The organism is Kitasatospora sp. NPDC002543, from assembly GCF_053594915.1.
The window spans coordinates 18,343-44,139 of record NZ_JBSFWR010000003.1 but is presented as its reverse complement, the minus strand read 5'-3'; the positions used below and the strand labels follow the sequence as shown (position 1 = coordinate 44,139).

21 protein-coding genes are annotated in these 25,797 nt (G+C 72.7%); 14 read left to right on the top strand and 7 right to left on the bottom strand.

What is annotated here, in order from left to right; genetic code table 11:
- The first annotated feature begins 5 nt into the window (after window positions 1-5).
- From ACWD4P_RS02270 to ACWD4P_RS02245, 6 genes are all read left to right on the top strand, one after another.
- Window positions 6-650, top strand: coding sequence for an amino acid ABC transporter permease (locus tag ACWD4P_RS02270; RefSeq protein WP_449778265.1), 645 nt, complete (start codon window positions 6-8; stop codon window positions 648-650).
- Window positions 647-1,516: an amino acid ABC transporter permease gene (locus tag ACWD4P_RS02265; protein ID WP_359825842.1), complete on the top strand. Its 870-nt coding sequence runs from the start codon at window positions 647-649 to the stop codon at window positions 1,514-1,516. Before ACWD4P_RS02270 ends, ACWD4P_RS02265 begins: the two co-directional genes overlap by 4 nt.
- Window positions 1,517-1,692: 176 nt before the next feature.
- Entirely contained in the window at window positions 1,693-2,598 is a 906-nt protein-coding gene (locus tag ACWD4P_RS02260) for a LysR family transcriptional regulator (RefSeq protein WP_449778361.1), read from the top strand.
- Window positions 2,599-2,755: 157 nt separating this feature from the next.
- A complete protein-coding gene (locus tag ACWD4P_RS02255; protein ID WP_359825844.1) occupies window positions 2,756-3,337 on the top strand; it encodes a cysteine dioxygenase family protein in 582 nt (193 codons plus the stop codon).
- A 58-nt stretch (window positions 3,338-3,395) separates the two neighbouring features.
- On the top strand, window positions 3,396-4,523 hold the full coding sequence (locus tag ACWD4P_RS02250) for a YeiH family protein (protein ID WP_449778360.1): 1,128 nt from the start codon (window positions 3,396-3,398) through the stop codon (window positions 4,521-4,523).
- A 101-nt stretch (window positions 4,524-4,624) separates the two neighbouring features.
- Window positions 4,625-5,335 carry a spermidine synthase gene (locus ACWD4P_RS02245; protein ID WP_449778264.1) on the top strand — a complete coding sequence of 237 codons (711 nt, stop codon included), beginning with the start codon at window positions 4,625-4,627 and terminating at the stop codon, window positions 5,333-5,335.
- A gap of 201 nt (window positions 5,336-5,536) precedes the next feature.
- On the opposite strand, the gene ACWD4P_RS02240 is transcribed toward ACWD4P_RS02245, so the two are convergent.
- From ACWD4P_RS02240 to ACWD4P_RS02230, 3 genes are all read right to left on the bottom strand, one after another.
- Window positions 5,537-7,396, bottom strand: coding sequence for a hypothetical protein (locus ACWD4P_RS02240; RefSeq protein ID WP_449778263.1), 1,860 nt, complete (start codon window positions 7,394-7,396; stop codon window positions 5,537-5,539).
- Between the two features lie 151 nt (window positions 7,397-7,547).
- Window positions 7,548-8,426 (bottom strand): TetR/AcrR family transcriptional regulator, encoded by an 879-nt coding sequence (locus tag ACWD4P_RS02235; RefSeq protein WP_449778262.1) that lies wholly within the window; start codon window positions 8,424-8,426, stop codon window positions 7,548-7,550.
- A 96-nt stretch (window positions 8,427-8,522) separates the two neighbouring features.
- Entirely contained in the window at window positions 8,523-9,032 is a 510-nt protein-coding gene (locus ACWD4P_RS02230; protein WP_449778261.1) for an NUDIX hydrolase, read from the bottom strand.
- Window positions 9,033-9,143: 111 nt separating this feature from the next.
- Between ACWD4P_RS02230 and ACWD4P_RS02225 the strand changes: the two genes are divergently transcribed.
- On the top strand, window positions 9,144-10,367 hold the full coding sequence (locus ACWD4P_RS02225) for a serine hydrolase domain-containing protein (protein ID WP_359825855.1): 1,224 nt from the start codon (window positions 9,144-9,146) through the stop codon (window positions 10,365-10,367).
- A 25-nt stretch (window positions 10,368-10,392) separates the two neighbouring features.
- Here the strand turns inward: ACWD4P_RS02225 and ACWD4P_RS02220 are convergent, their stop codons facing one another.
- The 3 genes from ACWD4P_RS02220 to ACWD4P_RS02210 form a co-directional block, all read right to left on the bottom strand.
- Window positions 10,393-10,716, bottom strand: coding sequence for a nuclear transport factor 2 family protein (locus ACWD4P_RS02220; RefSeq protein ID WP_359825858.1), 324 nt, complete (start codon window positions 10,714-10,716; stop codon window positions 10,393-10,395).
- Window positions 10,717-10,959: 243 nt separating this feature from the next.
- On the bottom strand, window positions 10,960-12,483 hold the full coding sequence (exaC, locus tag ACWD4P_RS02215) for an acetaldehyde dehydrogenase ExaC (RefSeq protein WP_449778260.1): 1,524 nt from the start codon (window positions 12,481-12,483) through the stop codon (window positions 10,960-10,962).
- A 595-nt stretch (window positions 12,484-13,078) separates the two neighbouring features.
- The gene (locus tag ACWD4P_RS02210; RefSeq protein WP_359825862.1) at window positions 13,079-14,026 is read right to left on the bottom strand and encodes a terpene synthase family protein; all 948 of its coding nucleotides are present in this window, start codon (window positions 14,024-14,026) and stop codon (window positions 13,079-13,081) included.
- 310 nt (window positions 14,027-14,336) lie between these two features.
- Here ACWD4P_RS02210 and ACWD4P_RS02205 point away from each other — a divergent pair, with 310 nt between their 5' ends.
- Window positions 14,337-17,351, top strand: coding sequence for an ATP-binding protein (locus ACWD4P_RS02205; protein WP_449778259.1), 3,015 nt, complete (start codon window positions 14,337-14,339; stop codon window positions 17,349-17,351).
- A 209-nt stretch (window positions 17,352-17,560) separates the two neighbouring features.
- Window positions 17,561-18,664: an aldose epimerase family protein gene (locus ACWD4P_RS02200; protein WP_449778258.1), complete on the top strand. Its 1,104-nt coding sequence runs from the start codon at window positions 17,561-17,563 to the stop codon at window positions 18,662-18,664.
- Between the two features lie 24 nt (window positions 18,665-18,688).
- Here ACWD4P_RS02200 and ACWD4P_RS02195 read toward each other — a convergent pair whose 3' ends face one another.
- A complete protein-coding gene (locus ACWD4P_RS02195; protein ID WP_359823858.1) occupies window positions 18,689-19,192 on the bottom strand; it encodes a GNAT family N-acetyltransferase in 504 nt (167 codons plus the stop codon).
- Between the two features lie 310 nt (window positions 19,193-19,502).
- Between ACWD4P_RS02195 and ACWD4P_RS02190 the strand changes: the two genes are divergently transcribed.
- The 5 genes from ACWD4P_RS02190 to ACWD4P_RS02170 all read left to right on the top strand — a co-directional run bounded on the left by ACWD4P_RS02190 (window position 19,503) and on the right by ACWD4P_RS02170 (window position 25,767).
- Window positions 19,503-20,780 (top strand): extracellular solute-binding protein, encoded by a 1,278-nt coding sequence (locus ACWD4P_RS02190; RefSeq protein ID WP_359823861.1) that lies wholly within the window; start codon window positions 19,503-19,505, stop codon window positions 20,778-20,780.
- A 205-nt stretch (window positions 20,781-20,985) separates the two neighbouring features.
- Complete coding sequence (locus ACWD4P_RS02185; protein ID WP_359823863.1) at window positions 20,986-21,987, top strand: carbohydrate ABC transporter permease; 1,002 nt, start codon at window positions 20,986-20,988, stop codon at window positions 21,985-21,987.
- Between the two features lie 40 nt (window positions 21,988-22,027).
- Window positions 22,028-22,933, top strand: a complete 906-nt coding sequence (locus ACWD4P_RS02180) for a sugar ABC transporter permease (RefSeq protein ID WP_449778257.1) — start codon at window positions 22,028-22,030, stop codon at window positions 22,931-22,933.
- Window positions 22,934-23,006: 73 nt separating this feature from the next.
- Entirely contained in the window at window positions 23,007-24,722 is a 1,716-nt protein-coding gene (locus tag ACWD4P_RS02175; RefSeq protein ID WP_359823868.1) for a glycoside hydrolase family 13 protein, read from the top strand.
- A 25-nt stretch (window positions 24,723-24,747) separates the two neighbouring features.
- Window positions 24,748-25,767, top strand: coding sequence for a LacI family DNA-binding transcriptional regulator (locus ACWD4P_RS02170; RefSeq protein WP_359823871.1), 1,020 nt, complete (start codon window positions 24,748-24,750; stop codon window positions 25,765-25,767).
- Window positions 25,768-25,797: the final 30 nt, after the last annotated feature.

Sequence of the window (25,797 nt, the reverse complement as noted above, 5' to 3'; positions counted from 1 at the left end):
GCGCCGTGAAAACGCTGACCGACAACTGGTCGACCTACTGGGACGGGTTCCTCGGCACGCTCTCGCTGTTCGCGGTGAGCGCCGTGCTGTCGCTGGTGCTGGGCGTGCTGATCGCCGGCTTCCGGGTCTCGCCGGTGAAGCCGCTGAGGGTGTTCGGGACGCTGTGGGTGACGGTGCTGCGCAACACGCCGCTGACCCTGCTGTTCTTCATCGTGGTGCTGGGCCTGCCCCGGTTCGACATCACCTTGCCCTTCTACACCTTCGCGGTGCTCGCGCTGGGCTGCTACACCTCGGCCTTCGTCTGCGAGTCGATGCGGGCGGGCATCAACACGGTGCCGACCGGGCAGGGCGAGGCGGCCCGGAGCCTCGGCATGAGCTTCGGGCAGACGATGGGTCTGGTGGTGCTGCCGCAGGCGTACCGCTCGGTGGTGGCGCCGATCGGCAGTGTGATGATCGCGCTGGCGAAGAACACGGCGATCGCCGGCTCGTTCAGCGTCACCGAGCTGCTCGGCACCTACCGGACCATCAACGAGCTGGGCTACAGCATCATCTGGACCTTCGTCTGGATCGCCGTCGGCTACCTGATCATCACCCTGGCCGTCAGCGCCGTCTTCAACCTGCTGGAACGACGAGTGGCGGTGTCCCGATGACCGTTGAAACCTCGGCGCTGTACGACATCCCCGGCCCGAAGGCGCTCTCCCGGCACCGGCTGTACGGCGGGATCGCGCTGCTGCTGATCGCGGCGTTGATCGGCTGGGTGGTCTACATGCTGTTCCACACCCATCAGTTCACGTACGCGAAGTGGCAGCCCTTCGAGTACCGCGGGGTGCAGAACCTGCTGCTGCGCGGGCTCGGCAACACCCTGCAGGCCTTCGGCTGGACGGTGCTGTTCGCGCTGCCCTTCGGCGCCCTGTTCGCGGCCGGGCGGCTCTCCGACCACCGGGCGGTGCGCTGGTTCTCCACGCTGGTGGTGGAGTTCTTCCGGGCCATGCCGCTGCTGGTGATGATCTTCTTCATCTTCGTCGCGCTCAAGGTGCAGCCGCTCTGGGCGCTGGTGGCCGGGCTGGTGCTCTACAACGGCTCGGTGCTGGCCGAGGTGTTCCGGGCCGGCGTGCTCGCGGTGCCCAAGGGGCAGCGGGAGGCGGCGTACGCGCTGGGCATGCGCAAGACCCAGGTGATGACGTACGTCCTGGTGCCGCAGGCCAACCGGGCGATGCTGCCGGCCATCATCAGCCAGCTGGTGGTCGCGCTCAAGGACACCTCGCTGGGCTTCCTGATCACCTACGAGGAGTTCCTGCACGCGGGCAAGCTGATCGCCACCAACCTGGACTACGACCTGCCGTTCATCCCGGTGGTGATGGTGATCGCGCCGATCTACATCGGGATGTGTCTGCTGCTCTCCTGGCTCGCCCGCTTCGTGGAACGGCGCAGCCGGCGCAGCCCGAGCGTGCGCGGTGGGGCGCCCGTGGTGAAGGCGGGGGTGTCGATGGGGCTGCCGCCGTCGGCGCAGCAGTGAGACGAACGGTTCGAGGCTGAACCATAGGTATGGGTGGGGTCGGGGTCGTCACCTCCAAATTCCTCTTATGATTCTCGGGCGCCCGGATGCGACCGGAGCGCGGCCCGGACGCGGCCGGAGCGCGGCGTTGCGGGGCTGTCGAGGATGCCCGCGCAGGGGGAGGAAGCATGGAGGCGTTGTTCGATTCGCGGCACATCAGGACGTTCCACGAGGTCGTCCGGGCCGGCTCCTACTCGGCCGCCGCCCGCGAACTCGGTTACACCCAGCCCGCCATCACCCAGCAGATGAAGGCGCTCGAACGCACCGTCGGCGTTCCGCTCTTCACCAGGGCGGGACGCGGGCTTCGGCTCACCGAGGCCGGCGAGGCGCTCTCCCGGCACGCCGAGCTGATCCTCGGCAGCATGTCCGCGGCCCAGCAGCAGCTCGCCGCGCTCGCCCGGCTGCGCGCCGGGCGGGTGCGGGTCTGCGCCTTCCCCAGTGCCAACGCCACCCTGATACCCGAGGCGATGGCCCGACTGCTGGCCGAGCACCCCGGCGTGCGGGTCGAGCTCCTGGAGGCCGAGCCGCCGGACTCCGTCCAGCGGCTGCTGCGTGGGGAGTGCGACATCGCGCTGGCCTTCCGCTACCCGGGCGGGGCCACCGCGGTGCCGGACGGCCTGGACGAGATCCCGCTGATGGAGGACCTGCTCACGGTGCTGCTGCCGGTCGGGCACCCGCTCGGCCGCCGGCACGCCGTACGGCTGGCCGACCTCGACGGCGAACGCTGGATCGCGGGCTGTCCGCGCTGCCGGGCCAACCTGCTGCACGTCTGCGCCGAGGAGGGCTTCTCGCCGGACATCGTGTTCTCCACCGACGACAACCTCGCGGTGCAGTCGCTGGTCGCCGCCGGGGTCGGGATCGCGCTGATGCCGGCACTGGTGCTCTCCTTCATGTGCCACCGCAAGGTCACCGGGCGAGCCGTCGAACCGCACCTGCGGCGGCAGGTGAGCGCCTACGTCCTCAGCGAGCACCGGCGGATCCCGGCCACCGGGCTGGTGCTGGACCACCTGCGGCAGGCGGCGGCGAGCCGGGTCGGGTGCTGACCCCTGGGGGCCTACCGGTGCCGACCGATGCCGGCCCTCGGGCCGACCCGACGACCGGCGGGGCACGGCCGCCCGCCGAGATCCATAAGCGTTGATGGGGAGATTGCTTAGGAACCCTCCTTGGACGTGATAGGTCGGTAGGTTCGAACCTGTTGGGATGACACCCTCAGCCACGGTCGGCAGTGACCGACTCACCGAGCGGATGACCGCGCTGGTCAGTGAGATCCGCGCCGTCGTGGACCGCGGGCTCCCGCCGGAGCTCACCGCCTACCTGGTCGGCGAACGCCTCGCCCCGCACCTGCACGCCGACCCGGACGGGCCCGACGCGCTGCTCACCCCCGCCCAGCGCGAGGGCGACCCGCAGCGCTACCGCCAGCACGTCCTGCACGCCGAGGAGGACGGCAGCTTCTCCGTCGTCGCCCTGGTCTGGCTGCCCGGCCAGCAGACCCCGATCCACGACCACGTCTCCTGGTGCGTGGCCGGCGTCCACCAGGGACAGGAGAGCGAGACCCGCTACCGGCTGGTCTCCGAGGGCCCCACCGCCCGACTGGTCGAGACCGAGCACGTGGCCGGCCCGGCCGGCACCGTGGCGGCCTTCGCCCCGCCCGGCGACATCCACCTGGTGCGCAACTCCTGCAGCAGCACGGCGATCTCCATCCACGTCTACGGCGCGGACGTCTCGCGGCTCGGCACCAGCATCCGGCGGATCTACCGGCTGCCCGCCGACCAGCAGCAGTGAGGGCGGCGTGGCACTGACCCTCCGGCAACGCGCCGTCCGCACCCGCTCACTGCCCCCGATGCGCGGCGACGCCCCCGGGCTGCTGCTCGCGGTCCTCGGGGTGGCCGCGGCGCTGGGCATCCACGCCCTGGTGCCGGCCGTGCCCGAGCTCACCGCCGCCGTCGTGCTCGGCATGGCGGCGGCCCACCTGCCCGGGCTGCGCCCGGTGGTCCGCGGGATCGCCCGGCCCGGGCTGTCCACCGCCGGGAAACGGCTGATGCGGCTCGGCATCGTCCTGCTCGGGCTCAAGCTCAGCCTGGACGACGTGCTCGGCCTCGGCTGGGCCACCGTCGCCATGGTGCTCGCGGTGGTCGCGGCCACCTTCGCGGGGACGCTCTGGCTGGGCCGGCGGCTCGGCCTGCCCGGGGATCAGCCGCTGTTGGTCGCCACCGGGTACTCGATCTGCGGGGCCTCGGCGATCGGCGCGGTCAGCCAGGCGGCGGGCAGCGAGGAGGAGGACGTCGCGGCCTCGGTCGCGCTCGTCACGCTGTGCGGGACGCTGGCGATCGCCGTGCTTCCGCTGCTGCAGCACCCGCTCGGGCTCGGCGAGTCGGAATTCGGGCGCTGGGTCGGGGCGAGCGTGCACGACGTCGGGCAGGTGGTCGCCACCGCGCAGACCGGCGGGGCCGGGGCGCTGCGGGAGGCGGTGCTGGTCAAGCTGATGCGCGTGGTGCTGCTGGCGCCGCTGGTCGCGGGCGTGGCCGTGGTGGCGCGGCGGAACCTGCGGGCGCGGCGGACGGGGGCTTCGACGCGGGTTCCGGCGGAGGTGCCGGTGGGGGCCCCGGCGGGGCCTTCGACGGGATCCTCGGTCGGGACTGCGGCGGACGCCTCGGCGACGGGCGGAGCGGGTGAGAAGGCGGGCGCGAAGTCGGCGAAGGCCGGCAGCCGTCCGCCGATCGTGCCGCTGTTCGTGGCCGGGTTCCTGGCGATGATCGTCCTGCGGACCACCGGGGTGGTGCCCGAGCGGACCCTCGGCCTGGCCGCGGACGCCCAGGAACTGTTGCTGGCCGCCGCGTTGTTCGGTCTCGGCAGTGCCGTGCACCTGCCGACCATGGCCCGCACCGGTGGGCGGATCGCCCTGCTCGGGCTCGGCTCCTGGGTGGTCGTCGCGGGCGTCTCGTACGCGGGGGTGCTGGTCACGACCTGACGGGCCGGGGTGCGGACTCCGCTATTGTCGGGCGGTGTCCGCTCCGCCCCTGCCGGGGCGGCGCGGCAGTCGAGTTCGCCCGAGTCCGCCGAGGAGCACGGATGACCACCGCACTGCCCGAACGGGACGGCCGGGAGGCCGTCGTCACGCTCGACCGGCGGGAGGGCCCGTACGGCGAGGTAGTGCTCCGGCAGCGCGGTCGGGACTTCGAGATCATCGCCAACGGTTGCTTCCTGATGGACACGGCCGACGGCCGCTCGGAGCGGCTGCTGATCCAGGCGGCGCTGGACGAGCTCGACCGCACGGGAAGCCCGGCCGAGCGGCCGTCGGTGCTGATCGGCGGACTCGGGGTCGGCTTCTCCCTGGCGTACGCGGTGGCCGAACCGCGCTGGGGGCGGATCGCCGTCGTCGAACGGGAGAGCGCGATCATCGCATGGCACCGGAGCGGTCCGCTCGGCGCCTTCTCGGGCGGTGCGCTGGACGACGCACGGGTCGAGGTGCTCCACACCGACCTGCTGGAGTACCTCGCGGCGGCGGACGGCGAGCGCTACGACGCGCTCTGCCTGGACATCGACAACGGGCCGGACTGGACCGTCACCGAGTCCAACGACGGGCTGTACGGCGCGGACGGGCTCGCGGTGCTGTGGCACCGGTTGCGGCCGGGCGGGGTGCTGGCCGTGTGGAGCGCCCAGCCCTCGCCGGACTTCGAGGAGGCGCTGCGGGCGGTGGGCTTCTCGGACGTGGTGACGCACGAGATCCCGGTGGCCCGGGGGGTGCCGGACGTGGTGCACCTGGCCCGGCGGGCGGGCTGAGGGAGCGGTGCGGGGGCGGCAGCCTGCGGGGAACAGCAGACAGCAGACAGCAGACAGCTGACAGATAACAGCTGACAGGTAACAGATTTCAGATTTCGTTCGCTGAAATCTGAAATCTGTCAGCTGTCATTCGTTCCCCGCTGCCCGCCACTCGCCGCCCGCCTGCCTGCCACGGCGGCGCACAGCCGCACCCCCTCCGGCTCAGCCGAACGGGCGGCTCGTCGGCTCGGCCTCCGCCTCGTCCGTCGGCTCCGGTTCGTCCGTGGGCAGGGCCGGGATGTTCTCCATGGAGAAGGGGTTGAAGTCCGGCGGCGGGACCATCACCGGAGTGCCCTTGCGCGGCGCGGGCTCATCCGCGCCCCCCTGCTGCTCCGAGCCCTGGTCGGCCGCCTCGGAAGCCGCGGGCGCCGCCTGGGCCGGAATGGCGGGCGGGGCCGAGGGCGGTGGCGGAACGGCCGGGCCCTGAGCGGGGAGGGCGGTGCCGAACGGGTCGGCCTTCTGCTCGGTCGCGACCGTGGTGCCGAACGGATCGGCGACGGGAGCGGCCCCGGCGGGCTGCGTCGCGGGCGCGCCCGCCGACACGTCCGGGATGCCCTCCATGGAGAAGGGGTTGAAGTCCGCGGGCGGGACCATCACCGGGGTGCCCTTCGGGCCGTCCCCGGTATCGGCGGCCGCCTCGTCCCCCGTGTCGGCGGGACCCTCCGCGACCGGAGCGAAGGGGTTGAAGTCCGCGGGCGGGACCCGGACCGGAGTGCCGCGCAGGTGCACCGGCCTCTCCTCCGGTTCCTCCTCGGCGACGGCAGGCGCCGCGGCCTGGGCCGGCGCCGACGCCGGTGCCTGGGTCGGCACGTCGATCACGGGGGGAGCCGGAACGCCGGCCGTGGCACTCGGCGCCGGGACGCCGTCCCAGCCGAACTGGATGCTCTTCAACAGCTCCGCGAAGGCCTCCGTGTACAGCTCCCAGTCCTCCGGCCGCGCCGTGGACAGCTGGGCGCACAGCACCGTCCCGCCGTCCGGCAGCGGGACGAAGGCCTGGACGGCCGAGGTGACCACCCAGCGCCGCTGTCCGTCGGCGGCCAGCGGTCCGGGCACCGGGACGGTCCGCCCCTCGACCAGGACGGCGGCCGGCCCGGCCGGCAGCAGCACGGTCCAGACCTCGGCGTGCCGCCGGACGGTGGCCAGTTCGGTGGCGAGTGCGGTGATCGGCAGCGGGTGCCGGGCGAGCGAGACGACCAGGGCGGCGTCCGAGGCGCGGTTGTCCAGCTCCAGGGCGCAGACGCCGGCGTACACGACGCCCGCGTCGCGGATCAGGTCGGCCAGGGTGGCGGAGATCACCGCGAAGTCGCGCCGCGGCTCCGGCCCGGTGGCGCTGAACAGTTCGTCGGCGACCTCGGCCAGGTGCCGGGCCAGCTCCTCGGCGGCCGCGACAGTGGCCGGGGCGGTGCCGCCGGTCCGGTCGGCGGTCTCGGGCAGCGCGGGCACCGTACGGGCGGAGACGCCGGGCGGACCGCCCGGGGAGGTCAGCGCGTGGAAGCCCGGCGGCACGACCAGCCGGACCTCGGCGCCCGCGCCGGTGGGCAGTTCGACCGGTTGCCGGGTCTGCTGCCCGGCCGCCAGCGCGGCCAGCGCGGGGGCGAACGGCGGCCGCAGCTTGGCGTCGGCGAACTCGCCGGTGACGGGGAGCTGGAACAGCGCGGCCGAGATGGTGCCCCGGTCGGCGACGGCACCGCGCACCGCGTCGCCGCCGTACCGGATCTGGAGCGCGGAGACCGCGCGCTCGGTGAGTCGCGCGCCGGTGCCCGGGCGGGCGGTGCCCGCGGTGGTCACCGTGCCGAGCCGGTCGAGGGCGGCGTGCACCGGGCCGTTGGGGGCCAGCGGCAGGCCGAACAGCGCCTCGGCGGCGGGGTGTTCGGCCGGTCGCAGGGCGCTCAGCGAGGCCGCCGGGTGCCGCGAGGTGTGCTCGTCGAAGAGGGCGTCGGTGAGGGTGCCGAGGGTCGCGCAGACCTGCTCCGCTGCCGCGAAGGGATTGGCCTCCACGCCGAACTGGACATCCTGGGTCAACTGGTGAGCCCCCCGCTCTGTTCCGTCTGCGGTCGGTGGTTCTGGTGGGACCGGGCCCGCCGCGGCGGCGCGCCGTCAGATCCCCGCTCATTCCTATCAGAGCCCACCGTCCTGACCGAACCGCAGGATGACCCGATGATCACTCGGCCGATCACTCGGTGGCGGTGCCGGTAGCGGTGCCGGTGGAGGTGTCGGCGGCGGTCCCGGTGGCCTGCGCGGACCCGTCGTCAGGGGTGCCGGTGGCGAGCGCGGTGACGGCCTCGGCGATCGCCGGCACGGAGAACAGTCCCGCGAGGTCCCGCACCAGGCGTCCGGTCGGGCCGTCGGGGCGCTCGTCGGCGAAGAAGGAGCCCAGTTCGGCGGCGAGCGCCGGTTCGCGGGCCGCGGTGAGGGTGAGCGACGCGACGAACTCCTGCACCAGGTGCAGCTGGAGCTCCTCCAGCGGCACCGAGCGCTCGGCCAGCCACTCCAAGGAGGTGATCTCGGCGTTGGCGATCCAGGCCCGGACGGCCAGGCGCAGTCCGACGCTGGGCGCGGGGATCGCCAGGTGGGCCAGGATCTGGTCCTGCGCGGAGCGGCGCACCTCGTCGATCACCGCGGAGGTGCCCGCGCTGGCCGCGACCGAGCCGCCGCGCAGCAGCGCGGCGAAGCCCGGCCCGTGGCTCTGCACGAAGTCCAGGTAGCGGCCCATGACCCGGTGCAGCCGCTCCGACAGCGGCCCCTCCATGGGCTCCTCGAACCGGGTGGACAGCTCCTGTCCGGCCCGTCGCATCGACTCCTCGTACAGCGCCTGCTTGCCGGGGAAGTAGTGGTACACCAGCGGTCGGGAGGCGCCCGCGGCGGCGGCGATGTCGTCGATCGACACCTCCTCCGGCGGCCGTCGGCTGAACAGCTCCAGCGCCACGGCGATCAGCTGCTCGCGCCGCTCGTCCACGCTCAGCCGCCGACGTGGCCGCTCGCCCGCCGCCCGGGCTGATGCGGAGGTCCGTGGTGCGCGGTCGGCCGTCGGCGACGGCGTACGGGAGGCCATGCGCGCCACCCTAGTTCGTCGGCGGCTCCGCGGTGGAGCCAGGGGCCCGTGGCCGTGCGGTCGCACGCCGCCCCGAACTCCGAGGTCGAGGCGGTGCTACGCGGACCGGAGGGCCAGGTAGCGGCGGTAGGCCTCGACGCCGTCGGCGACGAAGGTGTCCCGGCCGAGGCGGTCGGCGAGTTCGGCCGGGGTGAGCCAGGCGTGCCAGGCGACCTCCGACTCCTGGGGGGAGACCGGGCCGTCCCACTCGGCCTCGTACATGTCGCACCACCAGGAGAGCCGGTCCTGTTCGAAGAGGAACTTGAACAGGGGGCGCGGGACGATGCCGTGGACGCCGAGTTCCTCCTCGGCCTCGCGGACGGCGGCCTCGGCGTAGGACTCGCCGGAGCCGACCACGCCGCCGACGAACATGTCGTACGCGCCGGGGGCGAACAGCTTGGTGTCGGTGCGGCGGTGGACGAAGATCCGGCCGGCCGGGTCGCGGACCAGGATGAAGACGCAGCGGTGGGTGAGTCCGCGCCGGTAGACCTCGCCGCGCAGGGCGGTGCCGATCACGCGGTCGTGCTCGTCGACGATGTCCAGCAGTTCCTCGGCAGGGTTGGTCATGGGGGACAGGTTAGGGTTTCGGGGCTCGGTTCGAACGGATTCGGTCGAAGATGATCGAGAACGGACGCGAGTGGTACGAGAAGCAGCGGAACTGGTGGAGGACGGCGCGCGGTGGTGGAGATCTGGGGAGAGACGGCGGAGGGGTTCGAGCCCGTCCGGGCGGCCTTCGCCCGCAACTTCGCCGACTTCGGGGAGCTCGGCGCGGCCTTCGCGCTGTACGTGCGCGGCCGCAAGGTGGTCGACCTGTGGGGCGGCGACGCCCGGCCGGAGGTCGGCGGCCGGCCGGCGCCCGCGGTGCCCTGGACGGCGGACACCGCGCAGGTGCTGCGCTCGGTCACCAAGGGCCTGACCGCGACCACCGCGCTGCTGCTGGCCGAGCGCGGCCTGCTCGACCTGGACGCTCCGGCGTCCTCCTACTGGCCGGAGTTCGCGGCGGCCGGCAAGGGCCGGGTGCCGGTGAGCTGGCTGCTCTCGCACCAGGCCGGGGTGCCCGCGCTGGACGTGCCGCTGCGGCTGGAGGACGTGCTCACCTGGGAGCGCGCGGCCGCCGCCGTCGCCGCGCAGGCGCCCGCCTGGGAACCCGGCACCGCGCACGGCTACCACCCGTACACCTTCGGCTGGTTGGTCGGCGAGGTGGTGCGGCGGGTGAGCGGCCGGACGATAGGCCAGTACTTCGCCGAGGAGGTCGCCCGGCCGCTCGGGCTGGACCTGTGGATCGGACTGCCGGCCGGCGCCGCGCCCCGGGTCGGCAAGCTGGTCGACCTGCCGGCGCCGGAGGCGGCCCGGACCGGTCCGAGCGGGCTGCGGCTGCGGCCCAAGCAGTCCGTCCGGGACGCCTACCAGGACCCGGCCTCGCTGACCGCCCGCTCCTTCGCCTCGGTGCGCCCCGGGGTGGACCTCAACGACCCGGCGGTGCAGGCCGCCGAGATCCCCGGGGCCGGGGGCATCGGCACCGCCCGGTCGCTCGCCCGGTTCTACGCGGGTCTGATCGGCGCGGCCGACCGCGCGGACGGCTCCGGCGCGCTGCTGCCGCCGCTACTCGGACCGGAGGTGCTGGCGCGCGCGGTCGGGCCGGTGGTGAGCGGCCCGGACCGGGTGCTGATCGTCAACTCCACCTTCGGCCTGGGCTTCTGGCGGCACGGCCCGACCGCGCCGATGGCCTCCCCGGCGAGCTTCGGCCACCCGGGGCGGGGCGGCTCGCTCGGCTTCGCCGACCCCGACCTGGGGCTGGGCTTCGGCTACGTCACCAACGGCATGCAGCCGGGCGTCACCGGGGACGTCCGCTCGCGGAACCTGATCCGCGCGGTGCGCGGGTGCCTGGGGCTGGACCGGTAGGGCGTGCCCCGGGCACGCGCCGGCCTCAGGCCTGGCCGGTCTCGAAGCGGCTGATCCTCCCGCCGTCGAGGGTGAAGCGCCAGGCGGTGCGCATCGTGCCCCAGGTGTCGTTGGTGAACTCGGCGACCAGCGCCTGGCCGCCGTTCGACTCGGTCTGGACGGCCATCCGGCCGTTCGGGCCGAAGATCTCCCGGTCGACCCAGTCCGCCAGCTCGCGCTCGGACCCGTCGTCGGACATCGTCGCGTCCGGCGTGAGCAAGGCGAAGAAGGCCTCGCGGTCGCCCGCGTTGACCGCGGTGACGAAGGCGCGGACGGACGGGTCGCTGAGTTTCGCGGGGGCGATGGTCACGCGGGACTCCCGGTTCGGGTGAGGGGCGGGGAGTCCTGTTTACGGCGTTCGCGCGGGCTGTCCGGGCATGTCGGCGGCGCGTCGGTGAATCGGCCGCCTCGATGTGCTTCGATCCCCCGGAACGGGTGAGTCGCCCCGGCGCCCGCCACGGGGAGTGGCGAGGGAGCGGGAGGTCCCGGTGGGCCTCCCGCTCCCGTTCCCGGGACGTGCCGGCGGAGTAGCGGTGCCGGTGCCGATGCCGGCCTAGAAGAAGCCGACCGCGTCGGGGGAGTAGCTGACCAGCAGGTTCTTGGTCTGCTGGTAGTGCTCCAGCAGCGCCTTGTGGTTCTCCCGCCCGATGCCGGAGTTCTTGTAGCCGCCGAACGCCGCGTGGGCCGGGTAGGCGTGGTAGCAGTTCGTCCAGACGCGGCCCGCCTGGATGGCGCGCCCGGCCCGGTGGGCGGTGTTGATGTTGCGGGTCCACACGCCCGCGCCGAGCCCGTACTCGGTGTCGTTGGCGAGCGCGACCGCCTCGTCGAAGCCGTCGAAGCGGGTGACCGAGACCACCGGCCCGAAGATCTCCTCCTGGAAGACCCGCATGCTGTTGACGCCCTCGAAGACCGTCGGGGTCACGTAGTACCCGCCCGCCAGCGAGCCGCCGAGGTCGGCCCGCTCACCGCCGACGAGGACCTTGGCGCCCTCCTCCAGGCCGATCTCGAAGTAGGAGAGGATCTTCTTCAGCTGTTCGACGCTGGCCTGGGCGCCGACCTGGGTCTCGGTGTCCAGCGGGTTGCCCTGGCGCATCGCGCGCACCCGTGCCAGGCCGTCGCCGAGCAGCCGCTCGTAGACCGGGGTCTCGATCAGCGCGCGGCTGGGGCAGGTGCACACCTCGCCCTGGTTGAGGGCGAACATCGCGAAGCCCTCGACGGACTTGTGGTAGAAGGCGTCGTCGGCGGCGGCGACGTCCGCGAAGAACAGGTTGGGGCTCTTGCCGCCGAGCTCCAGGGTGGCGGGGATCAGGTTGTCGGCGGCGGCGCGGGCGATCAGACGGCCGGTGCCGGTCTCGCCGGTGAAGGCGAGCTTGCGGACCCGCTTGCTGGCGGCCAGTGGGGCGCCGGCCTCCTCGCCGAAGCCGGTGACGATGTTGAGCACACCCGGCGGCACCAGGTCGGCGGTCAGCTCGGCCAGCAGCAGCACCGAGGCCGGGGTCTGCTCGGCGGGCTTGAGCACCACCGCGTTGCCGGCCGCGAGCGCCGGGGCGAGCTTCCAGATCGCCATCAGGATCGGGAAGTTCCACGGGATGATCTGGCCGACCACGCCCAGCGGCTCGTGGAAGTGGTAGGCCACGGTGTCCTCGTCCAGCTGGGAGAGGCTGCCCTCCTGGGCCCGCAGCGCGCCGGCGAAGTAGCGCAGGTGGTCGACCGCGAGCGGCAGGTCGGCGGCCAGCGTCTCGCGCACCGGCTTGCCGTTGTCCCAGCTCTCCGCGACGGCCAGCTGTTCCAGGTTGGCCTCCATCCGGTCGGCGACCCGGAGCAGCACCTGCGCCCGTTCGGCGGCGGAGGTGCGGCCCCAGGACGGGGCGGCGGCGTGGGCCGCGTCCAGGGCGGCCTCGATGTCCTCGGCGGTGCCCCGGGCGACCTCGGTGAAGACCTCGCCGGTGACCGGGGTGGGGTTGCCGAAGTACTCGCCGCGCACCGGGGGCGTCCATCCGCCGCCGATCCAGTGCTCGTACCGGGAGCGGTAGGCGACGATGCTGCCGGGGGTGCCGGGGGGCTGGTAGACCGTCATGCTCGCTGTCTCCTCGCTGCGTCGGGTGCCGCCCGCCGCGGCTCGGGCCGCGGGGGGACGGCGCACGCCGGACCACCCGGTCAGGGGTGATCCGGCGGGAGGGGTGGGACACGCACATCGGACCGGCGCCCCGTCGGGGTGCCCGCCGCCGAGCACGATAGCCGCCGGGTGCACGGCGCGGCTACGGTCCGTGCGCGCGTCCCGTACGGAGGGTGTGCCGTCCGGCCGTTCCGGGGGTGCCTCCGGGGCCTCCGGGGCCTCCGGGGCCTCCGGGGCCGACGGTGCCGACGGGTATCGCGGAGCGGATCACCGCGGGCGCCGCGAAGCGGATCACCACGGGTTCCCCGAGCCGGATCGCCGCAGGCGTTCGGATCGGATCACTGTGGGGGCGCGCGCCCCGGACGCGGTCGCGCGGTGCGCTGCCACGCGCCGTCCCGTGCGGGCGGGGCCGCCCCTGCGGCGTGCCGCCGCACGCCGCCGCATGTGTCGGCCGGTCCACCCTCGCGGCGTGCCGCCGCACGCCGCCGCGGGGCCGGGGCGACACCCTCGGGGCGCACCACCGCACGCCCGTCGGGCGGCTCCGGGCGCGCGCCGGTCAGACCGCGTGGTACCGGCCGGTGCGGGCCTCCCAGCTGAGGTAGCCGGCCAGCCAGGTGAGCAGTCCGTCCGCGTACCGCTGGGCGATCGTGCGTTCGATCCGGGAGAGTCCCAACTCGCGGTGGACGTCGGGCAGTCGGTCGCGCAGCTCGGCGCAGCGGTCGACCATCAGCTGGGCCTCGGCGATGACCGCCGCGCAGGCCTCCTCGGCCGAGCAGCGCCGCTCCCGCTGGACGATCATGACGAGGTTGTTCACGTCCCCGCGCGGCGCCTCCAGCGGGTAGGAGCGCACGTCGTTGCTGAGCGACGGTATGTCGGCTGCCAGCTGGCGGAGTTGACGCAGCACCGGGTGGTGCAGGACGGCGGCCGGGACTTCGAACTGGCCCAGGCGTTCGATCATGTCGAAGATCGTTTCCATCGCCGCGGTGCCCCGGCGGAGCTCCAGGTAGCCGTCGCGGTCCGGCGGCCGGGTGGAGATCCGGCCGGCGGCCTCGGCGGGGTGACTGGCGAAGTAGTACTCCCAGTTGTAGGCGGCGCGGGCCTGCCAGCGGGCCGGCATGCCCCGCGCGCTGCGGTCCCACAGGTCGGCGAAGGCGGTCTCGACCGCGGACCCCTGGTCGGGGCGGGCGCCGTGCAGGACGGCGATCAGCCGTTCGCAGATCGGGGCGACCTCGGTGGGGCGGCGGCCGAGCGGCCCGTCGAACTGGTCGTCGAAGAGGAAGTAGAACCCCATCAGGTCGGCGGCCAGGGCGAGTTCGTCCGGATCGGTGTCCGGATAGCCGAGCGCCGCGAGGTCCACCACCTCCCAGTGCGCATAGCCGGGGTGGTCGGCGTCGGGGAGCAGGGGGTGGCGGATCAGCCAGTCCCGGTGCAGTTCGGTGGCGCGCGGGCCGTGCGGACTGCGGCGGTGCGGGAACGGAATCTGAAGTGAGGTGTCGTCAGACATCGGACTCCCGGTGCAGCGGAGGGTGGGGGCGATTTTTGTTCGAGCACTGATGGTGGGGGGAGTTGACGTGACGGGGCATGGACGGTGGGGGTGGGTTTCGCAAGATCATCCGCGCCTCGAAGGCCGTAGGGTATCTGATGTAATGATCGGACGTTAGGGATATAGGGCAATTGCCCTTGGCCGCTCGCCCGAACCCTCACCGTCCGCCCCAGCCTGCACGAATGCCCCACGGGAAGGTTCGTGCGGCGCTAACCTCGGCTCCACGCAGTGATGGAGCTGTGACGCGAGCGGGCGAGGCGGAGGCACGACGGTGACCGAGCAGGAGAACGCAATTCGGGCGGGTGCTGGTTCCGCCCACGACGGCGACGGCACCGCGCCCCGGGTCCGGCTGCGCGACCGCGACGCCGAACTCCGCTCGGTGGAGGCCGCCGTCGACCAGCTCTGCCGCGGCTTCGCGGCCGGAGGCACCGAGATCGGTGACCTCCTCACCTTCTCCGGTCGCCCCGGCATCGGCAAGACCAGTCTGCTGCACGAGGTCCGGCGCCTGGCCAAGCTCCGCGACGGCGCCACCGTGCTGTTCGCCCGAGGCGGCGAACGGCAGTTCAAGGAGCCCTACCACGTGCTGCGCCAGCTGCTCCAGCCCGTGCTCAGCGGCCTGCAGCCCGAGGTGTTCAGCCAGGTCATGGGCACCTGGGAGGAGGTCGTCGGACCGGCCATGGGCCTCAAGCAGCCCAAGGTCGGCGCCCGCCGACTCGACCCCCAGGGCGTGCGCGACGGCCTCGACTACGTCCTCACCCAGCTCGCACCGCGCCGCGCCCCGATGGTGATGATCGTCGACGACCTGCACTGGGCGGACGGGGAGTCACTGTCCTGGCTGACCAAGTTCGCCATCCGATCGAGTGAACTTCCCGTCCTGCTCGTCTTCGCCTTCCGGGAGGACGAGAACGACTGGCCCACCGAGACCCAGGACTACCGCCGCGACGTCCTCCTGCTCAAGGCCCGCCGGCACGAACTCAACCGGCTCACCCTCAGCTCCGTCACCGACATGATCCGCGCCGAGCTCGGCGACAAGGCCGAGGACGCCTTCTGCTACGAGTTCTGGAACGTCGTCAACGGCAATCCGTTCGAGGCCAACGCCCTGCTCGACCAGGTCCGCGAGCAGGAGCTCGAACCGGTCGAGGAGAACTCCCGGCAGCTGCGCGAACTCGCCGTCGACGCCGCCGGGATGACCCTCAAGAGCTGGCTGGACCGCCTCGGCGCCGCCACCCTGCGCTTCGCCTGGGCCTGCGCGATGCTGGGAACCGACATCCGCGTCGACCTCGCCACCAGGATCTCCACCCAGAGCAGCGAGGGCGCCCGCGACTCCATCAAGCAGCTGCGAAAGCAGCGCGTGCTGACCCAGACCCCCAACGGGAACCTGGAGTTCGTCCACCCGCTGATCGCCAGCTCCATCTACAACACCATGCCGGACGCCACCCGCCTCGGGATGCACGGCATCGCCGCCGCCGAGATCGAGAACGCCGGACTCGGCCTGCTCGCCGCCTCCCGCCACCTGGTCGAGACCCACTCCGGCGAGGGCGACGACCGGATCGTCAGGAAGCTGCGCCGCGCCGCCGTCGAACACCAGCTGATCGGCGCCCCCGAGGCCGCCCAGCGCTGTCTGCACCGCGCGCTCAACGAGCCGCCCGCCGACGAGATCAAGGCCGAGGTGCTCTACGAACTCGGCTGCTCCGCACTGCTCACCGACCCCGTCGCCACCGTCAACCAGCTCAAGCTGGCCCTCGACCCGGACGAGGTGCCGCTGCGCCCCGCCCTGCGCGTGGACGCCACCTTCCGGCTCTCCGAGGTGCTCGCCCACGCCGGAGAGCTGGGCCAGGCCGCCCTGGTCTGCCAGGAGGAGGCCCTGAAGACCATCGACCCGGCCGGGCGCCAGCGGCTCCAGGCCGCCTCCTTCATGTGGCACGCCTTCCGCAAGTCCGAGGAGGACGGCCCCGGCCGCTCCGACCGGCTCGGCGTGATGTGCCGGAACCTGCCCGGGCGGGAGGCGGCCGACCGGGCCGTACTCGCCATGCGCGCCTGGGACCTCACCCTGCGCGGCGCCTCCTCCGCCGACGCGCTCGCGCTCGCCGACGAGGTCCTCGAAGGCACTCGGCTGCCCAAGGGCCTCGGCTGGACCGACACCACCTGGGGCTTCGAACTGCCCTCGATGCTCTGCCTGACGTACATCTACAACGACCGCATCGCCCAGGCCGAACGGCTGGCCGCGGACGCCATCATCCAGTTCGAGATCGCCGGTTGGAGCGGAGCCCACCGGGGCTTCGCCTACTTCCTGATGGGCCTGGCCCGGTTCCGCCGCGGCCTGCTCGCCGAGGCCGAGGACTTCCTGCGCCGGGCCTACCGCATCTCCGAGCGGATCGGCGAGAGGCTGCCGCTGGCCTGGGACGCCATCGGCGTGCTGGTCGACACCCTGATCGCCCGCGGCCGGGTGGAGGAGGCCTGGAACCTCGCCAACGACTTCGGCTTCCACCCGCCGTACCACTCGACGGCCATGGTGCTGCCGGACGCGGCCTCGCTGTACGGCAAGCTGCTGGTCGCCAAGGAGAAGTTCGCCGGCGCGGCCGCCGCGCTCACCGAGGCCGGCGCCCAACTGAACGTCCGCGGCTGGCGCAACACCGTCTGGGCGCCCTGGGCGGGCCACCTCGCCATCGCGATCGCCGACGACGAGCCGGAGCGCGCCCGCGACTACGCCCAGCAGGCGGTGCTGGACGCCCGCGCCTTCGGCACCGCCTCGGCGATCGGCAGCGCGCTGCGCCTGCAGGCCCGGATCGAGGACGGCCGGGCCGCGGTCGAGCTGCTGGAGGAGTCGGTGGCGTACCTCGGGCAGTCCCCGGCGGGCTACGAGCACGCCGTTGCGCTGGTCGACCTCGGTGCCGCGCTGCGCCGGGTCGGACGGCTGGACGACGCCCAGGAGTACCTGTACCAGGGCATCGAACTGGCCCAGCACTGCTCCGCGGAGGGGCTGGTCGACCGGGCCCGCCGGGAGCTGGCCAACTACGGCCTGCGGCCCAACCGGCTGGGGCTGCGCGACTTCCGGGAGACCATCGAGACGCTCAGCAGCGCGGAGTGGGAGGTCGCCAAGCGCGCGGTGCAGGGCGTGCCGCCGCAGCGGATCGCCGACGAGCTCGGGGTGCCGATCGGCCTGGTCAACCGGCGGCTGGCGGCGGTCTACCGCAAGGCTGGCAGCGGGCCGGACGGGCTGGCCTCGGCGCTCGGGCTGCCTCAGCAGCAGCGGGACGCGGGCCGGCTGGAGGACCTGGACGACTAGGGCGTGCCCCCGGTCCACCGGGGGCGCGTGCGGCGGCGGGTCGGGTGACGGGGTGGCAGGCGCTCCGGGCGGCGCGTTGGTTCGCGGAAGCGCCCCCGGGGCCGCCGCCGTCGCTAGGCTGACGCCGACGGGGCCGCCGCGGCGCCCCCGCGACGGACCCGGAACCGGGCGCCCGCGGTGCACCGCGGCCGCCAGTGAGGAGCAGGCCAATGGCGAGCGAGGCCACCAGCGTGCGGCAGGAGCCCCTGGAGCCCTCGGGGGCGGGCGCCGCGATCGAGCGCTGGACGCTCACGGCCGGCCCGTACGAGGCGAGCGTGCTCACCCTCGGTGCGACCCTGCACACCCTGAGCGGGCCGGACCGCTCCGGCCGCACGGCCCAGCTGCTGCTGGCCACCGACCGGCTGCCCGAGATCCTCGGCCCGGCGCGGCACTACGGCACGGTGGTGGGCCGGTACGCGAACCGGATCGACCGCTCCTCGGTCACCATCGACGGCGAGGAGCACCAGCTCGCCCCGACCGGCGGCGGCATGACCATCCACGGCGGTCCGGACGGCTTCGCGCACCGGATGTGGGCGGCCGAGCCGGTCGAGGGCGGAGTGCGGCTGGCGCTGCACAGCCCGGACGGGGACCAGGGCTTCCCGGGCGCGCTGGACGTCACCGTCACCTACACCCTGGACGCCTCCGGCGAGCTGGTGATCGCCTACCGGGCCGTCACCAGCAAGCCGACGGTCGTCAACCTGACCAACCACGCGTACTTCAACCTCTCGGGTGAAGGCAGCGGCGACGTCCTCGGTCACCTGCTCACCCTGGACGCCGACGCGTACACCCCGGCCGACGAGCGGCAGATCCCGTACGGCCGGACCGAGCCGGTGTCCGGAACGCCGTTCGACTTCACGGTGGCCGCGCCGATCGGCAAGTCGGTGCACGACGAGCACCTCCAGCTGACCGGGCCCGGCGGCTACGACCACAACTGGGTGCTGCGCGCCCGGCCGGCGGACGGCAGTCCGGCGCGGGCGGCGCTGCTGGAGGACCCGGTCAGCGGTCGCACCCTGGAGGTGCTGACCACCGAGCCGGGCGTCCAGGTCTACACGGCGAACAAGTTCCAGGGCGCGGTCACCGGTGCGAGCGGCGTCCCGTACGGGCCGTTCGCCGGGATCGCGCTGGAGACCCAGCACTTCCCGGACTCCCCGCACCACCCGGCGTTCCCCAGCACGGAGCTGAGGCCGGGGGAGGAGTTCCGCTCGACGACCGTGCTCCGGCTGGGGATCGCGGGGGCTGCCGGGACCCCGGCGGCCGAGGGGACCGACCGGTAGGACCGCCCGGCCGGGTGGCGGGTGTTACGGCCGCAGGTCCCGGCGCATGCAGAGCCGGGGCCAGCGGTCCAGGCCGTGCTCCGCCTCCTTGCGACGGATCTCGCGCAGGCCCGGGGTGAGTTCGTCCTCGGCCAGCGGCCGGAAGCCGCAGCGGGCGTAGTAGGGGGCGTTCCAGGGGACCTCGACGAAGGTGGTGAGGGTGAGCGCGGGGGCGTCGGTGGTCCCGGCGAGGTGTTCGATCAGCGCGCGGCCGATGCCGCGACGGGCGTGGTCGGGATGCACGGAGACCTGTTCGATGTGGAGCGCGCCGTCCACCGGCTCGGCCAGCAGGTAGGCGGCGACGGTTCCGCCGGGGGCCTCGGCGAGCAGGGCGACGCCCTGGTCCAGGTAGTGCGCCAGCTCCTCCGGTGCCGGGGGTTCGTCCTCGGCGATCTCCGGCATGCCGATCGCGGCGAAGGGGGCGCCGGCGGCGCGCTCAAGCTCGGCGAGCAGCGGAAGTTCGTCCCTGGTGACGGCTCTGATTCGCATGCGTCCAGTCTGCTGCAGATCGCTTTCGGCCACGGACGGTGGTTCCGTCGGCCAGTGTGAGGGTGGGCGAATCGGGCAAAGCGGGTCAATCGGCGCCACCGTCAACTACCGTGCGGCAACGTCCAGGACACGCGGGCGTAACGATCGCCGTTTCTTGCAGAAACTTGCTGCAAGGACTTTCCGTCGCTCTTGCGCCGCTGTTAACTTCCTTCCCGAGCCCGACGGCAGCAACGGTGCGGTCGGCACGAGGCAGCCATTATGCGCCTGTCTCGGAACATCTCGGGCACCCCCACCCTCCCTAGGAGTTCTCATGCGGCGTGGCATCGCGGCCTCTGCCCTCGTTGTGGCCCTCGCGGTCTCGATGGCTGCTTGTGGCAGCAGCGGCTCCAGCTCCGACGGCAAGGCCGACGGGCCGGTCACCCTCACGTACTGGGACACGTCGAACGCCACCAACGAGGCGCCGAACTACCAGGAGCTCGTCAAGAAGTTCGAGGCTGCGAACCCGAACGTCAAGGTCGACTTCGTCAACGTGCCGTTCGACCAGGCCCAGAACAAGCTCCAGACCGCGATGGGGGCCAAGGGCGCTCCGGACGTGTTCCGCTCCGAGGTCGGCTGGACCGCCGCCTTCGCCAAGGCCGGCTACCTGGAGCCGCTGGACGGCACTCCGGCCGCCGCCGACACCTCCGCCTTCCAGCCGAGCCTGATCCAGCAGGCCAAGTACGAGGGCAAGCTGTACGGTGTGCCGCTGGTGACCGACACCCTCGGCCTGCTCTACAACAAGGCGCTGTTCACCCAGGCCGGCATCACCGAGGCGCCGAAGACCTGGGACGAGCTGAAGACCGACGCCGCCGCCGTCAAGGAGAAGGCGGGCGTGGACGGCTTCTGGCTGAAGGCCGCCGACGGCTACTACGCGCTGCCGTTCCTGTTCGGCGAGGGCACCGACACGGTCGACGCCGCCGGCAAGAAGATCACCATCACCTCGCCGGAGGCCGTCAAGGCCGTCGAGACCTACAAGACGATGTTCACCTCGCCGGGCACCACCAAGGCCGACGTCACCACCGACGCCTACGCGCACATGATGGACGCGTTCAACAGCGGCAAGGTCGCGGCGATCATCCAGGGCCCCTGGGAGATCACCAACATCTACAAGGGCTCGGCCTTCGCCGACAAGAACAACCTGGGCATCGCCGCCGTCCCGGGCGGCTCCGCGGGCAAGGGTGCCGCCCCGACCGGCGGCCACAACATCTCGGTCTACGCCGGTGCGGACAAGGCCCACAAGGCCGCCGCGGAGAAGTTCGCCGCCTTCATGACCTCGGCCGAGAGCCAGGCGTTCATCGCGCAGAAGAACGCCACCCTGCCGACCCGCTCCGACGCCTTCACCGCCGACGTCAAGGCCGACCCGGGCATCGCCGGCTTCCAGGCCGTGCTGAACAGCGCCAAGCCGCGCCCCGAGCTGCCCGAGTACAGCTCGCTGCTCGCCTCGCTGAACACCAACCTCGGCAAGGTCGTCCAGGGCACGAGCACCCAGGACGCGCTGAACACCGTCGCCACCGACTACGCCAAGCTCCTGCCGGGCTTCGCCAAGTAGTCCCGCGCCCGGCCCGCCGGCCGACGGCTGACGGGCAGGTGGGTGGCGGCGAACGCGTGACGGCGAACGAATGACAGATGACAGATTTCATCATCTGTCGGCTGTTCGCTGTCCGCCGTTCGTCGCCACCCTCACCCCTCACCCGTCACCCCCGGTGGGCCGGGCCGTCGGCTCCCCCGAGAATTCCCCCGAGAAGGTGCAAACGATGTCAGTCGCCGTGCAGGGCGCCACCGGCAAGGGCAGCCGGGAGCGCGAGCAGCGTCCGGGCCTGCTGGAACGCGTCAAGCGCTCCTACGCCAAGCACTGGTACGCCTACGCGATGATCGCGCCGGTGGTGCTGGTGCTCGGCGTGCTGGTGCTCTACCCGCTCGCCGAGGGCATCTGGCTCACCCTCACCGACGCCAACAGCCTCAACGTGGCCCGCAAGATCGGCGTCAACGAGATCCCGGCGAGCTACGAGTTCGTCGGCTTCCACAACTACGCCGACATCCTCTGGGGCCCCGGCTCGTACGACCGCTTCTGGTCGCACTTCGTCTGGACCATCGCCTGGACGGGCATCTGCGTCTTCCTGCACTACACCCTCGGTCTCGGCCTCGCGCTGCTGCTCAACCAGAAGATGCGCGGCCGCGCCGCCTACCGGATGCTGCTCATCCTGCCGTGGGCCGTCCCGACCTTCGTCACCGTCTTCTCCTGGCGCCTGATGCTCGCCGACGGCGGTGTCGTCAACGGCATGCTCTCCGTCCTGCACCTGCCCGAGCCGGGCTGGCTCACCGACCCGTGGGCGCAGAAGGCGGCCGCGATCATGGTGAACACCTGGGCCGGCGTGCCGTTCATGATGATCTCGCTGCTCGGCGGCCTCCAGTCGATCCCGGCCGAGCTGTACGAGGCCGCCGAGATGGACGGCGCCACCGCCTGGCAGCGCTTCCGGTACGTCACCCTGCCCGGGCTGCGCTCCGTCTCCTCCACGGTCGTGCTGCTCGGCGTGATCTGGACGTTCAACCAGTTCAACGTGATCTTCCTGCTCTTCGGCACCGGCGCCCCCGACGCCCAGCTGCTGGTCACCTGGGCGTACCGGCTCGGCTTCGGCCAGATCCCCCGGGACTACGCGCAGTCCGCCGCCTACGGCGTGATCCTGCTGTCCATCCTGATCGTCTTCACCGCCTTCTACCGGCGCTGGCTCGCTCGCAACGAGCAGGCCAACGGCTGAGGCCCCGGACCCAGTTGACCCACGAAGGCAGGTACCCCCGATGAGCACCACCACCGAACACCCGGCCCGCGCGGCGGCCCCGGCCCCGGCCGCCCGGCCCGTCAAGGTCCGCCGCCGCGGCGAGCGCAGCCCGCTGGCCCGGGCGCTGTCCCACGGAACCCTGATCCTGGCCGGCCTGATCGCGCTGTTCCCCGTCGCGTGGATCCTGTTCGTCTCGCTCGGCCCGGATAAGACGGACTACCTCCACCCCGGCGAGATCCTCGGCAAGCTGACGCTGTCGAACTACCAGCACGTGCTGTCCGACACCGACTTCTTCACCTGGTTCGGCAACGCCCTGCTGGTCTCCGGGATCACCACCGTGTTCGGTGTGATGCTCGCCGCCACCACCGGCTACGCCGTCTCCCGGATGAAGTTCCCCGGGCACAAGCCGCTGATGTGGTCGCTGCTGGTGACCCAGATGTTCCCGATCGCGGTGCTGATCGTGCCGATGTACACGATGCTCTCCGAACTCGGCCTGCTGGACAGCTACACCGGCCTGATCCTGGTCTACTCGACCACCACCGTGCCGTACTGCGCCTGGCTGCTGAAGGGTTACTTCGACACCATCCCGGTGGAGATCGACGAGGCCGGCCGGGTCGACGGGCTCAGCCCGTTCGGCACCTTCTGGCGGCTGGTGCTGCCGCTCGCCCGCCCGGGTCTGGCGGTGGCGGCCTTCTACTCCTTCCTCACCTACTGGGCCGAGGTGCCGTTCGCCTCCACCTTCATGCTCAGCTCCGACAAGTACACGCTGGCGGTCGGCCTGCAGACCTTCGTCAGCGAGCACGACGCCCAGTGGAACCTGATGGCCGCGACCGCCGTGCTGATCGCGATCCCGTCCGCGGCCTTCTTCTACCTGGTGCAGCGCCACCTGGTCACCGGCCTGACCGCCGGTGCCTCCAAGTCGTAGCGCGCCGCCACGCCGTCACGCGCCCCCACATCCCGGTGCCTTCCGCTCCTCTAGTCCCCAAGGGATACCGTCCATGACCCAGAACCTGGCCGACACCTCCCGGCCTGCCGCCGACACCGCTCACGAGGCGGCCGCCCTGGCTTCGGTGACTGGCAGCGCGTCCAGAGGCTGGTGGCGGGACGCGGTCATCTACCAGGTGTACCCGCGCAGCTTCGCCGACTCCAACGGCGACGGCATGGGCGACCTGCCCGGCATCCGCAGCCGCCTGCCCTACCTGCGCGACCTCGGGGTGGACGCGGTCTGGCTCTCGCCGTTCTACGCCTCGCCGCAGGCGGACGCCGGCTACGACGTGGCCGACTACCGCGCGGTGGACCCGATGTTCGGCACCCTGCTGGACGCCGACGCGCTGATCCGCGACGCCCACGACCTGGGCCTGCGGATCATCGTGGACCTCGTCCCCAACCACTCCTCGGACCAGCACGAATGGTTCCAGCGCGCCCTGCGGGAGGGCCCCGGCTCCCCGCTGCGCGACCGGTACCACTTCCGCCCCGGCAAGGGCGAGCAGGGCGAACTGCCGCCCAACGACTGGGAGTCCATCTTCGGCGGCCCGGCCTGGACGCGCAGCGCGAACCCGGACGGCACCCCCGGTGACTGGTACCTGCACCTGTTCGCCCCGGAGCAGCCCGACTTCAACTGGGAGAACCGGGCCGTCGCCGACGAGTTCCGCTCGATCCTGCGGTTCTGGCTCGACATGGGCGTGGACGGCTTCCGCATCGACGTCGCCCACGGCCTGGTCAAGGCCCCCGGCCTGCCCGACCTCGGCGGCGCCGACCAGCTCAAGCTGCTCGGCAACGACGTCATGCCGTTCTTCGACCAAGACGGCGTGCACGAGATCTACCGCAGCTGGCGCACGATCCTCGACGAGTACCCGGGGCAGCGGATCGGCGTCGCCGAGGCCTGGACCCCGACCGTCCAGCGCACCGCCAACTACGTCCGTCCCGACGAACTGCACCAGGCCTTCAACTTCCAGTACCTGGGCACCGATTGGGACGCCACCGCGCTGCGCGAGGTGATCGACCTCTCGCTCGACTCGATGCGCCCGGTCGACGCCCCCACCACCTGGGTGCTGTCCAACCACGACGTCACCCGGCACGCCACCCGGTTCGCCAACGAGCCCGGCCTCGGCACCCAGATCCGCACCCCCGGCGACCGCGAGCTGGGCCTGCGCCGCGCCCGCGCCGCCAGCCTGCTGATGCTGGCGCTGCCCGGCTCGGCGTACGTCTACCAGGGCGAGGAGCTCGGCCTGCCGGACGTCACCGACCTGCCCGACGAGGTCCGCCAGGACCCGTCCTTCTTCCGCCAGGCCGGGCAGGACGGCTACCGCGACGGCTGCCGAGTCCCGATCCCGTGGTCCGGCTCCGAGGCCCCGTACGGCTTCGGCCCGGTGGCCGGCGGGCCGTCCTGGCTGCCGCAGCCGGCCGAGTGGGCCGGACTGAGCGTCGAGGCCCAGACCGGCGACCCGAACTCCACCCTGGAGCTCTACCGCAGCGCGCTGGCCGTCCGCCGGGCGCAGCCCGACCTCGGCGCCGGCACCGGGGTCGAGTGGCTGCAGGGACCCGAGGGCACCCTGGTGTTCCGCCGCGGCGCCTTCGTCTGCACCGTGAACACCACCGGGGAGCCGGTGCGGATCGCGGCCCCGGGCACGCTGCTGCTCGCCTCGACGGACCTCGTGGTGGACGGCGGCGAGACGGTGCTCGCTCCGGACAGCACCGGCTGGTGGGCGGTCTGACGTGGTTGGAATAGGCTCTGGGACCGTGACTACGGCGCGACTCTCAGACATCGCGGCGCAGGCGGGGGTCAGCGAAGCCACCGTCTCCCGCGTGCTCAACGGCAAGGCGAACGTCTCCGCCGCCACCAGGCAGACGGTGCTGGCGGCGCTCGACGTGCTCGGGTACGAGCGGCCGACCCGCCTGCGCCAGCGCAGCGCCGGGCTGATCGGACTGATCACGCCGGAGCTGAGCAACCCGATCTTCCCGGCGCTGGCCCAGGTGATCGAGCAGGTGCTCAGCCGACACGGCTTCACGCCGGTGCTGTGCACCCAGACGCCGGGCGGGTCCACCGAGGACGAACTGGTGGACATGCTGGTGGACCGGGGCGTGGCGGGCATCGTCTTCGTCTCCGGGCTGCACGCCGACACCACCGCCGACCACGACCGCTACGCCCGGCTGGCCGGGCGCGGGGTGCCGTTCGTGCTGATCAACGGCTACAGCGAGAAGATCGACGCGCCGTTCATCTCCCCGGACGACCGGGCCGCGATGTGGATGGCCGTCCAGCACCTGGCCGAGCTCGGGCACGAGCGGATCGGGCTGGCCGTCGGCCAGCGCCGGTACGTGCCGGTGCTGCGCAAGATCGAGGGCTTCACGGCGGCGATGCGCGAGGTGCTCGGGTACGGGCAGGAGGAGGCCCAGAACCTCGTCCACCACACGCTGTTCAGCGTGGAGGGCGGGCACGCGGCAGCCGGCGCGCTGCTGGACAAGGGCTGCACCGCGATCGTCTGCGGGAGCGACATGATGGCGCTCGGGGCGATCAGGGCGGTGCGGCAGCGCGGTCTGTCGGTGCCGCAGGACGTGTCGGTCGTCGGCTTCGACGACTCGCCGCTGATCGCCTTCACCGAGCCGCCGTTGACCACGATCCGCCAGCCGGTCGAGGCGATGGCGACGGCGGCGGTGGACGCGCTGCTGGAGGAGGTCGGCGGGAACGCCGCCCAGCGCGGCGAGTTCATGTTCCAGCCGGAGCTGGTGATGCGCGGATCCACCGGGGCCGGCGCGCGCTGAGCCCCGGCTGCCACGGCCGAACGACGGGCC

Bases quoted from the DNA above. Each gene is read 5' to 3' on its own strand.
- ACWD4P_RS02265 (WP_359825842.1), top strand. From the start codon at position 647: ATGACCGTTGAAACCTCGGCGCTGTACGACATCCCCGGCCCGAAGGCG.
- ACWD4P_RS02255 (WP_359825844.1), top strand. From the start codon at position 2,756: ATGACACCCTCAGCCACGGTCGGCAGTGACCGACTCACCGAGCGGATG.
- ACWD4P_RS02250 (WP_449778360.1), top strand. From the start codon at position 3,396: ATGCGCGGCGACGCCCCCGGGCTGCTGCTCGCGGTCCTCGGGGTGGCC.
- ACWD4P_RS02245 (WP_449778264.1), top strand. From the start codon at position 4,625: ATGACCACCGCACTGCCCGAACGGGACGGCCGGGAGGCCGTCGTCACG.
- ACWD4P_RS02235 (WP_449778262.1), bottom strand. From the start codon at position 8,426: ATGGCCTCCCGTACGCCGTCGCCGACGGCCGACCGCGCACCACGGACC.
- ACWD4P_RS02230 (WP_449778261.1), bottom strand. From the start codon at position 9,032: ATGACCAACCCTGCCGAGGAACTGCTGGACATCGTCGACGAGCACGAC.
- exaC (WP_449778260.1), bottom strand. From the start codon at position 12,483: ATGACGGTCTACCAGCCCCCCGGCACCCCCGGCAGCATCGTCGCCTAC.
- ACWD4P_RS02210 (WP_359825862.1), bottom strand. From the start codon at position 14,026: ATGTCTGACGACACCTCACTTCAGATTCCGTTCCCGCACCGCCGCAGT.
- ACWD4P_RS02200 (WP_449778258.1), top strand. From the start codon at position 17,561: ATGGCGAGCGAGGCCACCAGCGTGCGGCAGGAGCCCCTGGAGCCCTCG.
- ACWD4P_RS02195 (WP_359823858.1), bottom strand. From the start codon at position 19,192: ATGCGAATCAGAGCCGTCACCAGGGACGAACTTCCGCTGCTCGCCGAG.
- ACWD4P_RS02190 (WP_359823861.1), top strand. From the start codon at position 19,503: ATGCGGCGTGGCATCGCGGCCTCTGCCCTCGTTGTGGCCCTCGCGGTC.
- ACWD4P_RS02185 (WP_359823863.1), top strand. From the start codon at position 20,986: ATGTCAGTCGCCGTGCAGGGCGCCACCGGCAAGGGCAGCCGGGAGCGC.
- ACWD4P_RS02180 (WP_449778257.1), top strand. From the start codon at position 22,028: ATGAGCACCACCACCGAACACCCGGCCCGCGCGGCGGCCCCGGCCCCG.
- ACWD4P_RS02175 (WP_359823868.1), top strand. From the start codon at position 23,007: ATGACCCAGAACCTGGCCGACACCTCCCGGCCTGCCGCCGACACCGCT.